Annotated in this window: 13 protein-coding genes; 7 read left to right on the top strand and 6 right to left on the bottom strand. The window is 69.0% G+C overall.

The features are described from left to right. Window positions 1-95: 95 nt before the first annotated feature. From ASE28_RS08010 to ASE28_RS07995, 4 genes are read right to left on the bottom strand one after another with little or no spacing between them, the layout of a single operon-like run. Entirely contained in the window at window positions 96-905 is an 810-nt protein-coding gene (locus ASE28_RS08010; protein WP_057266035.1) for an aldolase/citrate lyase family protein, read from the bottom strand. Between the two features lie 12 nt (window positions 906-917). Continuing rightward, window positions 918-2,387 (bottom strand): NAD-dependent succinate-semialdehyde dehydrogenase, encoded by a 1,470-nt coding sequence (locus ASE28_RS08005; protein WP_057266033.1) that lies wholly within the window; start codon window positions 2,385-2,387, stop codon window positions 918-920. A gap of 31 nt (window positions 2,388-2,418) precedes the next feature. Beyond that, a complete protein-coding gene (locus tag ASE28_RS08000) occupies window positions 2,419-3,966 on the bottom strand; it encodes a UxaA family hydrolase (RefSeq protein ID WP_057266031.1) in 1,548 nt (515 codons plus the stop codon). A gap of 31 nt (window positions 3,967-3,997) precedes the next feature. Next, entirely contained in the window at window positions 3,998-4,990 is a 993-nt protein-coding gene (locus ASE28_RS07995) for a tripartite tricarboxylate transporter substrate binding protein (RefSeq protein WP_057266029.1), read from the bottom strand. A 119-nt stretch (window positions 4,991-5,109) separates the two neighbouring features. On the opposite strand from ASE28_RS07995, the gene ASE28_RS07990 reads away from it, so the two are divergent. Then, window positions 5,110-6,063 (top strand): LysR substrate-binding domain-containing protein, encoded by a 954-nt coding sequence (locus ASE28_RS07990; protein WP_057266028.1) that lies wholly within the window; start codon window positions 5,110-5,112, stop codon window positions 6,061-6,063. 4 nt (window positions 6,064-6,067) lie between these two features. Here the strand turns inward: ASE28_RS07990 and ASE28_RS07985 are convergent, their stop codons facing one another. Further along, complete coding sequence (locus ASE28_RS07985; protein ID WP_057266025.1) at window positions 6,068-6,829, bottom strand: IclR family transcriptional regulator; 762 nt, start codon at window positions 6,827-6,829, stop codon at window positions 6,068-6,070. Window positions 6,830-6,926: 97 nt separating this feature from the next. On the opposite strand from ASE28_RS07985, the gene ASE28_RS07980 reads away from it, so the two are divergent. From ASE28_RS07980 to ASE28_RS07960, 5 genes are read left to right on the top strand one after another with little or no spacing between them, the layout of a single operon-like run. Then, window positions 6,927-7,784: an SDR family oxidoreductase gene (locus tag ASE28_RS07980; RefSeq protein WP_057266157.1), complete on the top strand. Its 858-nt coding sequence runs from the start codon at window positions 6,927-6,929 to the stop codon at window positions 7,782-7,784. A gap of 25 nt (window positions 7,785-7,809) precedes the next feature. Beyond that, on the top strand, window positions 7,810-9,177 hold the full coding sequence (locus ASE28_RS07975) for an NAD(P)/FAD-dependent oxidoreductase (protein WP_235516070.1): 1,368 nt from the start codon (window positions 7,810-7,812) through the stop codon (window positions 9,175-9,177). Between the two features lie 48 nt (window positions 9,178-9,225). Beyond that, entirely contained in the window at window positions 9,226-10,158 is a 933-nt protein-coding gene (locus ASE28_RS07970; protein ID WP_082607985.1) for a bile acid:sodium symporter family protein, read from the top strand. Next, complete coding sequence (locus tag ASE28_RS07965) at window positions 10,155-11,174, top strand: SDR family oxidoreductase (protein WP_057266023.1); 1,020 nt, start codon at window positions 10,155-10,157, stop codon at window positions 11,172-11,174. Before ASE28_RS07970 ends, ASE28_RS07965 begins: the two co-directional genes overlap by 4 nt. Then, window positions 11,171-12,100 carry an EamA family transporter gene (locus tag ASE28_RS07960; protein ID WP_057266021.1) on the top strand — a complete coding sequence of 310 codons (930 nt, stop codon included), beginning with the start codon at window positions 11,171-11,173 and terminating at the stop codon, window positions 12,098-12,100. Before ASE28_RS07965 ends, ASE28_RS07960 begins: the two co-directional genes overlap by 4 nt. A 15-nt stretch (window positions 12,101-12,115) precedes the next feature. Here the strand turns inward: ASE28_RS07960 and ASE28_RS07955 are convergent, their stop codons facing one another. Further along, the gene (locus tag ASE28_RS07955; RefSeq protein ID WP_057266019.1) at window positions 12,116-13,213 is read right to left on the bottom strand and encodes a tartrate dehydrogenase; all 1,098 of its coding nucleotides are present in this window, start codon (window positions 13,211-13,213) and stop codon (window positions 12,116-12,118) included. Between the two features lie 100 nt (window positions 13,214-13,313). Here ASE28_RS07955 and ASE28_RS07950 point away from each other — a divergent pair, with 100 nt between their 5' ends. Beyond that, window positions 13,314-14,225, top strand: coding sequence for a LysR substrate-binding domain-containing protein (locus ASE28_RS07950; protein WP_164470702.1), 912 nt, complete (start codon window positions 13,314-13,316; stop codon window positions 14,223-14,225). Window positions 14,226-14,265: the final 40 nt, after the last annotated feature.

Below are 14,265 nucleotides of genomic sequence, written 5' to 3'. Positions count from 1 at the left end.
TCTTTGGCGAAGCAAAGAACAAGTACCTCGGCCGCCGGGCCGAGACCCGGCCTCCGCCCTCAACACGGGCAGGAAGCCGCCATCGTCCCATGAGGTCAATAGGCCGCGCTCGCCTTGTCAGGCACATCGGCAACCGCGCCCCGCCCCCCAAACTGCCCCCGCAACTTGCGCGCCGCATTCACAAACATCAGCACATCCACGCCCACGGCGACAAAGGTGCATCCCAGATCCAGATAGCGCTGGGCCAACACCGGGTCCGAAGTGAGCGTCCCCGCCGCCTTGCCACTGGCGATGATGGTCCTCATCGCCCCCTCGATGGCCGCCTGCACCTCCGGGTGGCCAGGGTTGCCGCGGTGGCCCATGGATGCCGCTAGGTCGGCTGGGCCGATGAACACGCCATGCACGCCGTCCACCGCGCAGATGGCCACGAGGTTGTTCAGGGCCGCCACCGTCTCGGCCTGCACCAGCAGGCAGACCTCGTCATCGGCGACGCTCAGGTAGTCGCTGCGCGAACTCCACTCGGAGGCACGCCCTACGGCGCTGCCCACGCCGCGGATTCCCAGGGGCGGGTAGCGCGTGGCCGAGACGATGGCGCGCGCCTGCTCGGCCGTATCCACCATGGGCACGAGCAGGGTGCGGGCACCGATGTCCAGCATCTGCTTGATGAGGGCCGTGCTGCCCTCGACCACGCGCACCACGGGCTGGGCGCTGTGGGGCGCCACCGACTGCAGCGCCGCCAGGGTGCTGCGCACGTCGTTGGGGGCGTGCTCGCCGTCGACCAGCAGCCAGTCGTAGCCACAGGTGGCGGCCGCTTCGGCGAGGTAGGGGTCGGCCATGGAGAGCCACAGGCCGACCTGGGGGCGGCGCTCGGCAAGGGCGGTCTTGAAGGGGTTGTGGGCGGGCATGGGTGGGGTCTTTCAGTCGAGTTGTCCCTGGCAGAGGTACTTGGTGTGCAGGTAGTCGTCCAGGCCGTGGGTCGATCCCTCGCGCCCGTAACCCGACTCCTTGACACCACCAAACGGAGCCGCCTCGGCCGCGATCACGCCTTCGTTGATGCCCACGATGCCGGTCTCTAGCGCGTCCGCCACGCGCCAGATGCGCCGCACGTCGTTGCTGTAGAAATACGCCGCCAGGCCAAAGGGTGTGTCGTTGGCTGCGGCGATCACCTCGGCCTCGGTGGCGAAGCGCGTGAGCGGTGCCACGGGGCCGAAGGTTTCCTCGCAGGAGCAGGCCATGGAGGCGTCGGCGCCCACCAGCACCGTGGGCGCGTAGTAGGTGGGGCCCAGCCCGGGCAGGCGCTGGCCACCGGTCAGCACTTTCGCCCCCCGCGCCACTGCGTCCTGCACGTGGCGCGCTATCTTTTCCACGGCCCGGTCATTGATCATGGGGCCGATCTGCGAGGCCAGGTCGCTGGCAGGACCCACCTTGAGCGCGGCCACGCGGGCGCTGAGCTTGCTGGCGAATTCGTCGTGGACGCGGTCGTGCACGAACACCCGGTTCGGGCAGACACAGGTCTGGCCGCCGTTTCGGAACTTGGCGGCCATGAATCCATCCACGGCGGCATCCACGTCGGCATCTTCGAACACGATGAAGGGGGCGTTGCCGCCCAGCTCCAGCGACAGCTTCTTGAGCGTGTCGGCGCTGCGCCGCGCCAGGTGCTTGCCCACGGGCGTGGATCCGGTGAAGGTGATCTTGCGCACGCGGGCGTCGTCGAGCCACACCTCCACCACCTCGGGCGTCTTCTCGCGCGAGGCGGTCACGATGTTGAGCACGCCAGCGGGCACACCTGCCTCGTGCGCCAGCAGCACCAGGGCCAGCGAGGTCAGCGGTGTGTCTTCCGCAGGCTTGCAGACCACCGTGCAGCCGGCGGCCAGGGCCGGGGCGATCTTGCGCGCGATCATCGCCGCCGGAAAGTTCCAGGGCGTGATGGCGGCCACCACGCCCACGGGTTCCTTCAGGGCGAACATGCGCCGGCCCGGCACGGGGGCGGGGATCAGCTCGCCGTTCATGCGCGTGGCCTCTTCGCCGAACCATTCGATGTAGCTGGCGGCATAGGCCACCTCGCCCTTGCCTTCGGCCAGGGGCTTGCCCTGCTCGCGCGAGATGAGCTTGCCCAGGTCGTCCTGGTGGGCCAGCACCAGGTCGTTCCAGCGTTTGATGATGTGGGCGCGCTGCTTGGCGGGTACCTTCTTCCAGGTGGGGAAAGCGGCGTGCGCGGCATCGAGTGCGGCGCGCGCTTCGGCGGCACCGCTGTCGGGCACCTGGGTAATGGTGGCGCCGGTGGCGGGGTCGGTCACGGTGAGCAGGGCGCCGGGGCCGGGCGTCCATTGGCCGTCAATGAAGTTGGCGTTGCGCAGCAGGTCGGGGCGGGTCAGGGTCAAGGGCATGGGGGGCTGTCGTTGGGTGGTCGGTGCGGGCTCAGCTGGTGATGCCCAGTTGCCAGGGCACGAATTCATGGTCACCCAGGCCGAGCGCCTCGCTCTTGGTGGCCTCGCCGCTGGCGTGGCGCAGGATCTGCTCGAAGATGCGCTGTCCCATCTCGGGCACGGAGACGCCCTCGTCGATGACCACGCCGCAGTTGATGTCCATGTCCTCTTCGAGCCGCGTGAACATGGGTGTGTTGCTCGCCAGCTTGATGGTGGGCGCGGGCTTGCTGCCGAACATGGAGCCGCGCCCGGTGGTAAAGCAGATCAGCTGTGCGCCGCTGGCGATCTGGCCGGTGCAGGCCACGGGGTCGTAGCCGGGCGAATCCATGAACACGAAGCCGTGCTCGGTGATGCGTTCGGCGTACTCGTACACCGCCTTCAGCGGCGTGGTGCCTCCCTTCATGGCCGACCCCAGGGATTTTTCGAAGATGTTGGCCAGCCCACCGGCCTGGTTGCCGTGGCCCACCACACCGTTGAACTGGGCGTTCTGGCCTGCTGCATAGCGCTCCCACCAGGCCAGGCGGTCCAGCAGCTTCTGGCCAACCTCGGCGCTCACGGCGCGGCGCGTGAGCATGAATTCCACGCCATGGATCTCGGGTGTTTCCGACAGGATGGCCGTGCCGCCGTGGCGCACCAGGATGTCCATGGCCGCACCCAGTGCCGGGTTGGCGGTAATGCCCGAGAAGCCGTCCGAGCCCCCGCACTCCAGCCCGATCTTGAGGTGGCTAGCGCTCACCGTCTGGCGCCTTGCGGCGTTCGCCTCGGGCAGCATGGCCTCGACGGCGGCGATGCCGGCCTCGATGGTGGCACGCGTGCCGCCCACCTCCTGCATCACCAGCGTGCGCATGAGGCGGCCGGCCTTCAGGCCCTGCGAGTCCACCAGCGCATCGACCTGGTTGCGCTCGCAGCCCAAGCCCACGATCAGCACGCCCGCCAGGTTGGGGTGGCGCGCATAGCCGGCCAGGGTGCGGCGCAGCACGTCGAAATGCTCGCTGGGCGAGGACATGCCGCAGCCGCTGGTCTGCGCAAAGGCCGCCACGCCGTCGACGTGGGGGAAGGCCGCCAGCCGCTCGGGCGTGAAGTGCGCCGCAATGCGCTTGATGACCGTGGCCGAGCAGTTCACCGACGACAGGATGCCGATGAAGTTGCGCGTGCCCACGCTGCCGTCGGCCCGCACGAAGCCCTGGAAGGTGGCGCGCCCGGCCTCGGGCACATAGTCCACGGGCCGCACGTCGGCGCCGAAGGCCGGGTCGCGGTAGTAGTCCACGATCTGCAGGTTGTGGCTGTGCACGTAGTCGCCGGGCTCCAGGTCCCGCGTGGCCACGCCGATCACGGTGTCGTACTTGCGCACCTGCTCGCCCTCGGCAATGCGGCGTGCTGCGATCTTGTGGCCGGCGGGCACCTGGGCGCGCGTGCGCACACCGAGTTCGGGGATGGCCTGGCCCAGGGCCAGGGCCGTCTTGGCCACCAGCACGTTGTCGTTGGGATGCAGGTGCAGCAGGGGGCTGGACAGGGCGGTGGGGGCCGCAGGGGTAGTCATCGGGACCTTTTGCTTCTGGGGATGCAGGGACTCAGCTGCGCATCAGCTCGCGCAGCTTGAGCCTGTCGATGAGCACGGTCTCCTTCAGGTAGACCGCGTTCACGTACTTTTCGTAGTCGGGGCCGTCCAGGTACAACAGCGGCGCATCGAGCTTGTCGGCCACCGCCTTGAACTCGGGGCGGGCTACGGCCTGGCGGAAGGCGTCGCGCAGCTTGGCGGCCACGGCCGGGTCCAGGCCCTTGGGCGCGCCGATACCGTTGGGGGCATCCACCACCACGTCGTACCCGAGCTCGCGCAGGGTGGGTGTGTCCTTGAAGCGCGCGGTGCGCTGTTCGCCCCAGGTGGCCAAAAGGCGCAGCTTGCCGGCCTCCACATGCGGCGCCCAGGAGCTCGAGTCGGCCAGTGCATCCACATGGCCGCCCAACACGCCCTGCAGGGCCTCGGCGCCACCCTTGTAGGGCACGTGGTTGAGCTGAATGCCGGCCACTGCCGCGAACTCCTCCATGCCCACGTGCGTGGCGCCGCCCACGCCGGCGTGGGCGTACGTCACCTTGCCGGGGTTGGCCTTGGCATGGTCGACGAAGTCCTTCAGGGTCTTGAAGCGCGAGTCCGCCGGCACGGCGATGCCGAAGGTCTGGCCTGAGGTGCGTGCCAGGTAGGTGAAATCCTTGCGCGGGTCGGCCTGCAAGGTGCCCAACTGAGCAAAGCGCGTGACCGAGATGGGGATCTGGCCGATGGTGTAGCCGTCGGCCTTGGCCGCGGCCAGGGCCTTGGAGCCGATCATGCCCGAGGCGCCGGCGCGGTTCTCCACTGCGATGGCCTGGCCCAGGATGCGGCCGGCGACGGTGCACAGGGTGCGCATCGACTGGTCGGCCGTGCCGCCTGCGGGCCAGGGGCAGATGAAGGTGATGGGGCGCTCGGGGTAGGCCTGGGCGAACAGGCGGCTGGATGTAGCGCTGAGCGCGCTGGCGCTCAAGGCGCCCAGGACGAACTGCCGCCGGCCGCTGCGTGGGGTGTTGTGCATGCTGCTTGTCTCCATTTTTTTGCTTTGGGAGCCACGATTGTTCAGAACACCTGCATAACAATCCAATGAAAATATGGACTCTCTTCATAGCTTTGAAGACATGAATAAGGAGAATCCCCATGGCCCGCATCGACCGCGTCCTGCGCTCCAACCTCAAGCTGCGCCACCTGCAGATGCTGGTGGCGCTGGACCAGTTCCGCCACCTGGGGCGGGCGGCCGAGTTCCTCTCGGTCACCCAGCCCGCCGTCTCCAAGACCCTGGCCGAGATCGAACGCATGTTCGGCCTGCCGCTGTTCGACCGATCCACGCGCGGGACCGAGCCCACGGCCGCAGGCCTGAGTGTGGTGCGTTTTGCGCGCTCGGTTCTGGCGGGCTATGACCGCACGCGCGCCGAGATCGCGGCCGAGGCCAGCGGCGCGAGTGGCCGCACCAGCGTGGGCGCGATGGTGGTGGCCACGCCGGTGCTGCTGGCCCAGGCTGTGGAGCGGCTCAAGGCGCGCTCCATCCACACCAGCGTGCTGATCGAGGAGGGCGACCTCACGCGGCTGTTGCCCAAGCTGCGCCTGGGTGAGCTTGACCTGTTCGTGGGCCGGCTCGAACCCGGCTACGCCTCGCCCGACCTGGAGACCGAGGCGCTGTATGCCGAGCCCATGGCCGTGGTCGTGCAGCCCGGCCATGTGCTGGTGCGAAAGCGCAAACCACAGTGGGCCGACCTGGCCGCGCTGCCCTGCGTGATGCCGCCGCCCTGGGCCTCGCTGCGCGTCAAGCTCGACCAGATGTTCTTTGCGCATGACCTGCACCCGCCGGCCGACATCGTGGAGTCGGCCTCGTTCCTCACGCAGCTGAGCTTCGTCCACCAGCGCGGCGCGGTGGCCTTCATGGCGCGCTCGGTGGCGCAGCATTTTGCGGCGCAGGGCATGCTGGCGGTGCTGCCGCTGGCCGTGCCCATCGACCTGCCGCCCGTGGGCCTGATCACCCTGCGCGGCCAGAAGCCCACGCCCGTGACGGAGCAATTGATCGACTGTATCCGCCAGGTGGCCGGCAGCCGCAAGAAGCCGCGCGCCAGGCCCTGACCCCTCAGCTCCAGGTGCGCGCGAGCACCGCAGCAGCAGTCTGCAGCCTTGGCAACTTCTCCAGCGCCTGCGCCAGCGACATGCGCGCCACCGGGGCCTGCAGCGCCACGGCGCAGCGGATGCTCTTGCCATCGGCTCCGCGCACCGGCACGGCCACGCAGACCAGGCCTTCGACGAACTCCTCGGCATCCACCGCGTAGTCCTCCTTGCGGATGCGCTTGAACTCGGCATCGAGCGCGGCGCGTGTGGTCAGCGTGGTCGCAGTGTGGCGCGTGAGCGTGAGGCCCTCCAGCAGTTGGTTGCGCTGGCCCGCGGCCATGTGCGCCAGCAACAGCTTGCCGCTGGCCGAGCAATGCACCGGCACGCGCGTGCCGGGCCGCAGGTTCATCTGCAGCGGAAAGGCCGACTCGATGCGGTCCAGGTACACCACCTCGGCACCCGACAGGGCGGTGAAGTTGCAGCTCTCGCCCACCTCGGCCACCAGCTGGCGCAGCACGGCGTGGCGCACGCCCTGCTGCGTGCTGCCAGCCAGCGTGGCCTCGGCCAGGCGCAGCAGGCGCGGCGCGGGGGCGTAGCGCCGGCCATCGGGTTCGCGCGCCAGCAGGCCGCCGGCCTCCAGCTGCACCAGCAGCCGGTGCACGCTGGGCTTGGGCCAGCCGCTGGCAGCAACGGCCTCGGCCAGTGTGAGCGGGCGGGCCTCGCGCACCAGTAACTCGAGCAGGTCGAACAGGCGCAGACCGGGCGATGCAGCAGTGTTTTCTGTCATGAATCTCTGATTCCGAGACGAAATAGGAAAATATTCCGGGATTTATAAGGCCTGCCCTACAGTGGGTGCAACCTTTTTCCTGAAACCCTTCTCGCCCATGGCTCCATCCCCTGCACCATTTCGCAATGCCGTCGTGACCGGAGCCTGTGGCGGCCTTGGTCAGGCCGTGGTGCGCGAACTCCTCGCCCAGGGCACACAGGTGGCGCTGGTGGGCCTGCAGCGCCCGGTGCTCGAAACGCTGGCCGCCACCGCGCCCGAGCGCTGTGCGGTGTACACGCCCGACGTGGCCGATGCGGCCGCCATGGCGCAGGTCGCTGCCGACTGGATGGCGCGCGCCGGCCTGCCCGACCTGGTGATCGCCAACGCGGGTGTGGCGGGCGGCTTCGACACCGCGGAGACCGGTGACCTGGCCGTGATGCGCCGCATGCTGGAGATTAACCTGCTCGGCCCTGCCACCACCTTCCAGCCCTTTGTGCAGGCACTGCGCGCGCATGCCGTACAGGGGCCGCGCTGCGCCCTGGTCGGCGTGGCCAGCATCGCCGGCTGGCGCGGCATGCCCGGCAATGGCGCCTACTGCGCGAGCAAGGGCGGGCTGATCCGTTACCTCGAAAGCCTGCGCGCCGAGTGCCGGGGCACGCGGCTGTCCGTGCACACGGTGAGCCCGGGCTACCTGCGCACGGCACTCACCGCCGGCAACCGCTTTGCCATGCCCGGCCTGATGGAGCCCGATGCCGCCGCGCGCGCACTGCTGGCCGGCGTGGCGCGCGGGCGCGAGCACATCGTGCTGCCACGGCACATCGGCTGGCTCTCGCGCCTGCTGGCCTGCCTGCCCGCCGCCACCTACGACCGCCTGCTGCGCGGCCAGCCGCGCAAGCCGCGCGTGGGCGAGGCGGGGGCCACCGCCATCCCCGGGCTGCCCGGCGCCAGCGATGGCGCGCCTGCCGAACCCCGCTGAATTTCACCTGCGAGCCAAGCCCCTCATGCAAGACGACCTTCGCAACGCATCTGCCGACCTGCAGGCCTGCGTAGACACCACCACCCCTGCCACGCGCGGCTCGATTGCACTCATCGGTGCCGGCCCTTCAGGCCTGGCCGGTGCGCGCAATCTGCAAAAGCTCGGCATCCCGTTCCAGGGCTTCGAGGCGTACACCGACGTGGGCGGGCTGTGGAACATCGCCAACCCGCGCTCCACGGTGTATGCCTCGGCGCACCTGATCTCGAGCAAGCGCACCACCGAGTTCAGCGAATTCCCCATGGCCGACAGCGTGGCCGACTACCCCAGCCACCGCGAGCTGTGCCGCTACTTCAGCGACTTTGCCGAGCATTTCGACCTGCGCCGGCACTTTCGTTTCGGCGTGCGCGTGCTCAAGGTGGAGCCGGTCAGCGACAGGGAGGACACGCTGTGGCGCGTGACCATCGCCACGGCGGACGGGGGCACCGAAGCGGCGGAGTACAAGGGCGTGGTGATCGCCAACGGCACGCTGGCCGAGCCGAGCATGCCGCGCTTCGAAGGCCATTTCAGCGGCGAGCTGCTGCACACCTCGGCCTACAAGCATGCCGAGCAGTTCAAGGGCAAGCGCGTGCTCATCGTGGGCGCGGGCAACTCGGGCTGCGACATCGCGGTCGATGCCGTGCACTACGCCGAGAGCGTCGACATCTCTGTGCGGCGCGGCTACTACTTCGTGCCCAAGTACGTGTTCGGCAAGCCCGCCGACACACTGGGCGGCAAGCGGCCGCTGCCACCGTGGCTCAAGCAGAAGGTGGACAGCACGGTGCTCAAATGGTTCACGGGCGATCCCACGCGCTTCGGCTTTCCGAAACCCACGTACAAGATGTACGAGTCGCACCCCATCGTGAACTCGCTGATCCTGCACCACCTGGGCCATGGCGACATCCACGTCAAGGCTGACATCGCGCGCTTTGATGGCGCCACGGTGCACTTCAAGGACGGCACCCAGCAGGACTACGACATGGTGCTGGCGGCCACGGGCTATACGCTGCACTACCCCTTCATCGCGCGCGAGCTGCTCAACTGGCAGGGCATGGCACCGCGCCTGCACCTGAACATCTTCGCTCCCGGCCGGCGCCGCCTGGCCGTGCTGGGCATGATCGAGGCCAGCGGCATCGGCTGGCAGGGCCGCTACGAGCAGGCCGAGCTGGTGGCGCGCTACTTCAAGGCGCTCGATGCCGACACGCCCGCCGCCCGCGACTTCGAGGCCGCCGTGCAGGGCCCGCCGCCAGACCTGTCGGGCGGCTTCAAGTACCTGCAGCTCGAACGCATGGCGTACTACGTGCACAAGGATACCTACCGCGCCGCCGTGCGCAACGCCGCTGCCGCTCTGGGCTGACCGCACCACAAGAAAAGGGCCGCCGAGCCCACAGAGGAGACAAATACCATGCTGCCCGTCGACGAGATCCGCCTGAACTTCAACCCCGCATCGCTGATGCTGCTCAACGGCGTTCTGGCCTTTCTGATGTTCGGCATCGCGCTCGACACGCGGGCGGACGACTTCCGCCGTGTGGCCAAGATGCCCTGGGCCATGGCCGTGGGCATTGCCGCTCAGTTCATCGTGCTGCCGGCCGTGACCTATGTGCTCACGCTGCTGCTCGGCGTGGGGCCGAGCATCGCGCTGGGCATGATCCTCGTGGCCTGCTGCCCGCCGGGCAACGTGTCCAATATCCTTACGCACCGCGCACGCGGCAACGTCGCGCTGTCGGTGTCCATGACGGCGATTTCCAACGCCATCGCCATCGTGGTCATGCCACTGAACTTCGCGTTCTGGGGCGGCATGCACCCCACGGCCGCGCCGCTGCTGAAAACGATCGCGCTCGACCCGCTGGAGATGGTGGGCCACATCGTCGCCATCATCGGCGTGCCCTTCGTGCTCGGCCTCTTGTGCGCGCACCAACTGCCGCGCCTCACGCTGCGCGTGAAGAAGCCCGTGCGCATCATCAGCTTCCTGGCGCTCATCGGCTTCATTCTGGGCGCCATCGCCGGCAACTGGCGCTTCTTCCTCGACTATGTGGGCATGGTGCTGCTGGCCGTGGCCCTGCACGATGCGCTGGCCTTCGGCACCGGCTACCTGTGCGCGCGCTTCACCGGCCTGCAGGACTATGACCGGCGCGCCGTCGCCATCGAGGTCGGCATCCGCAATGCGGGCCTGGGCCTGGTGGTGATCTTCAGCTTCTTCGGTGGCCTGGGCGGCATGGCCGTGGTGGCGGGTGTCTGGGGCTTCTGGGACATCATCGCTGGCCTGGCGCTGGCCAGCTGGTGGGGCCGCAAGGACCCCGTGGGCGCGCCTGTGGCCTTGCAAGGGGAGGGCGCATGAACGCGCCGGCCCCGCGCGCCCGCAATGTCCTCGTCACCGGGGCTGATGGCTTCCTGGGCCGGGGCGTGGTGGCGGCGCTGGCCCGGCGGCCGGACACCGGCAGCGTGGTGGCCCTCGACGTGCGCGAGGTGCCGCCCGAGCGCCGCCAGCCGGGCGTCACCTACCAGGCCCAGGACGTGCGCGACCCGGCCCTGACCGCCACGCTGCAGCGCCATGCCATCGACACCGTGGTGCACCTGGCCTCCATCGTCACGCCGGGCCGCGACTCGAACCGAGCCTTCGAGTACGACGTGGACGTGAACGGCACACGCAACGTGCTCGAAGCCTGCGCGGCCCAGGGCGTGCGGCATGTGCTCGTGTCCTCCAGCGGCGCGGCCTATGGCTACCACGCCGATAACGCGCCCTGGCTCACCGAGTCGCACCCGCTGCGCGGCAACGAAAGCTTTGCCTATGCGCACCACAAGCGCCTGGTCGAAGAGATGCTGGCCGCGTGGCGCCAGAGCCATCCAGGGCTGGCGCAGACGGTGCTGCGCATCGGCACCATCCTGGGTGAGCGCGTGGACAACCAGATCACCGCGCTGTTCGAAAAGCCGCGCCTGTTGGCCATCCGCGGCAGCGATAGCCCTTTCGTCTTCATCTGGGACGAGGACGTGACCAGCGCGCTGCTGCATGCGCTCGATGGTGCGCCCCCGGGCTGCTACAACCTGGCGGGCGACGGGGCGCTGACCATCCACCAGATCGCGGCGCGCCTGGGCAAGCGCACGCTCGACCTGCCGGCCTGGCTGCTGCAGTCGGCGCTGTTCGTGGGTTCGCGCCTGGGCGTGAGCCGCTATGGCCCCGAGCAGCTCGACTTTCTGCGCTATCGGCCGGTGCTGCTCAACACCGCGCTCAAGGAGCAACTGGGCTACGTGCCGCGCAAGACCAGTGCACAGGCCTTCGATGCCTTCGTGGCGGCGCGCCAGCAGCAGGGGCGGCCCGTGGCCGTGGCCGGTGCGCTGGCAGGCAGCCGCGCATGAACACCGCAGCATTGGGGGCAGTACCGGCCCGCGCGCTGTCGCAGGGTGACCTGGCCTGCGCACTGGTCGTCATCGTCATCTGGGGCTCGAACTTCGTGGTCATGAAAATGGGCCTGCAGACGCTCAGCCCCATGCTGCTGGGCACGCTGCGCTTCATCGCGGCCTCGCTGCCCTTTTTGCTCTTCGTGCGCCGGCCGGCGCTGCCCTGGCGCTTCGTCGTGGCCTATGGCCTGGCGCAGGGCCTGGGGCAGTTCGGCCTGCTGTTCCTGGGCCTGCGCCTGGGCATGACGGCGGGCATGGCCTCGGTGGTCATGCAGACCCAGGCTTTCTTCACGCTGATCCTCGCGGTCACGCTGCTGCACGAGCGCGCGCGGCCCGCGCAGTGGCTGGGCCTGGCGGTGGCGTTCGCGGGGCTACTGGTGATCGCCAGCGCCCATGGCGAGGGCGCGCTGCAGATGAGCCTGGCGGGCTTCGTGCTCACGCTGGGCGCGGCCTTCATGTGGGCCACCTCGAACCTGGTGGTGCGCTTTGCGGCGCGCGCGGGTGGCGACTACGCGCCGTTTCCCTTCATCGTCTGGAGCAGCACCGTGCCCGTCGTGCCGTTTCTGGGCCTGGCGCTGTGGCTCGACGGCCCGGCCTCGGTGGCCGCGCAGCTCGCGGGCCTGAACGGCCGCGCGCTGTTCGCCGTGCTCTACCTGGCGCTGCTGGCCACCTTGCTGGCTTACAGCCTCTGGACGCGGCTGCTGCAGCGCCACCCGGCGGGGCGGGTGGCGCCGTTCTCGCTGCTGATCCCGGTGGTGGGCCTGCTGGCCGCCATGCTGGTGCTGGGCGAGCAACCGACCGCCGCACAGTGGGCGGGTACTGCGGCAGTGCTGTTGGGCATGCTCGTCAACCAGTTCGGCCATCTGTGGTGGAAGCGGGGCTGAAAGCCCCGCACTGCCTCATGCCTTGGCGATGCGTGCCGCGATGGCCTGGCCCAGCTCCGTGGTGCTGGCCTGGCCGCCCAGGTCGGGGGTGAGCGGGCCTTCCTTCAAGGCCGCCTCGATGGCCGCCACGATGGCGTCGTGCGCGGCACGGCCGGCGCCCTGGCCGTTGGTCAGAAAGTCCAGCATCAGCGCGCCCGACCAGATCATGGCGATGGGGTTGGCGATGTTCTTGCCGTAGATGTCGGGCGCCGAACCATGCACGGGCTCGAACAGCGAGGGGAACGTGCGCTCGGGGTTCAGGTTGGCCGAAGGGGCCAGGCCGATGGTGCCGGTGGTGGCGGGGCCCAGGTCCGAGAGGATGTCGCCGAACAGGTTGGTGGCGGCCACTACGTCAAAGCGGCCGGGCTGCAGCACGAAGCGCGCGGTCAGGATGTCGATGTGCTGCTTGTCCAGCGTGATCTCGGGGTAGTCCTTGGCCACCTCGTCGGCGCGTTGGTCCCACCACGGCATGCTGATGGCGATGCCGTTGCTTTTGGTGGCCAGGGTCACGTGCTTGCGTGGGCGGCTCTGCGCCAAGTCGAAGGCGAAGCGCAGCAGGCGATCGGTGCCCTTGCGCGAGTAGACCGACTCCTGGATCACGATCTCGCGGTCCGTGCCCTCGTACATGATGCCGCCGAGCGAGGTGTACTCGCCCTCGGTGTTCTCGCGCACCACGAAGTAGTCGATGTCGCCGGGCTTGCGGCCGGCCAGTGGGCAGGGCACGCCCTCGAACAGGCGCACGGGGCGCAGGTTGATGTACTGGTCGAACTCGCGGCGGAACTTGAGCAGCGAACCCCACAGCGAGACATGGTCTGGCACGGTGGCGGGCCAGCCTACGGCGCCGAAGAAGATCGCGTCCATGTCCTTGAGCTGGTCCTTCCAGTCGTCGGGCATCATCTTCCCGTGCTCGGCGTAGTAGTCGCAGCTGGCCCAGTCGATGGTGCGGCAGGTGAGGGCGATGCCGAAGCGCTCGGCCGCCGCCTTCACGGCGCGCAGGCCTTCGGGCATGACTTCCTTGCCGATGCCGTCGCCGGGGATCACGGCGATCGTGTACTGGGTGCTGTTGCTGCTCATCAGATGTCTTCCTTGGAGGATGGAGGGTGCGTGGTCTGCATTGTTGGACAGCACGGTCCAAAATACAATCGACCGCCTGTGCATCCATTCTTCACACATCGTGCATAAAAGCCCGTCGACCGAGGACCTGCGCGTCTTCACCGTGGTCGTGCGCAAATCGAGTTTTGCCGACGCCGCCACCGAGCTGGGTGCCTCGCCCGCCTACGTGAGCAAGCGCATCCGCCTGCTGGAAGAAGACCTGGCCGTGAAACTGCTGCACCGCACCACGCGGCGCGTGGCCGTCACGGAGGAGGGCGAGCGCGTGTTCCACTGGGCGCAGCGCATCCTGGACGACGTGGACCAGTTGCTGCAGGAGGTGGCGGTCACGCGCCGCGAGCCACGCGGCCTGCTGCGCGTGAGCAGCAGCTTCGGCTTTGGCCGGCGCATCGTGGCGCCCGCGCTATCGCGCCTGGTGGAACGGCACCCGGGCCTGCAGGTGCGGCTGGAGGTGTTCGACCGGCTGGTGGACGTGGCAGGCGAGGGGTTCGATCTCGATGTGCGCGTGGGCGACGAGATCGCCCCGCACCTGATCGCGCGGCGCCTGGCCGACAACCACCGCGTGCTGTGCGCTGCCCCGGCCTACCTGGCACGCCACGGCACCCCGCGCACGCTCTCGGAGCTGTCCAGCCACGACTGCCTGGTGATCAAGGAGCGCGACCATCCCTTTGGCGTGTGGCGCCTGCGCAGCGGCGCTGTGGAGGACATGGTCAAGGTGCGTGGCCCGCTGTCGGCCAACAACGGCGAGATGGTGGTGCAGTGGGCCGTGGACGGGCGCGGCATTGCGCTGCGCTCGCTGTGGGACGTGCAGCCCCACCTGAAGGCCGGGCACCTGGTGCAGGTGCTGCCCGAATGGCGCCAGGACGCCAACGTCTGGGCCGTCTACCCCACGCGGCTGCACCTGTCGGCCAAGGTGCGCGTGTGCGTGGAGTTTCTGCAGGACCACTTCAAAAAGGAGTGGTCCGGGATCGGCTAGTCCACTGAAACCGAGAAATCGGCTGTGCGCCGGGGTGGCA

It is taken from the genome of Acidovorax sp. Root219, from assembly GCF_001428665.1.
GTDB lineage: Bacteria > Pseudomonadota > Gammaproteobacteria > Burkholderiales > Burkholderiaceae_C > Acidovorax.
The sequence above is the reverse complement of the archived record's forward strand: the minus strand, read 5'-3'. Positions and strand labels throughout refer to the sequence as shown.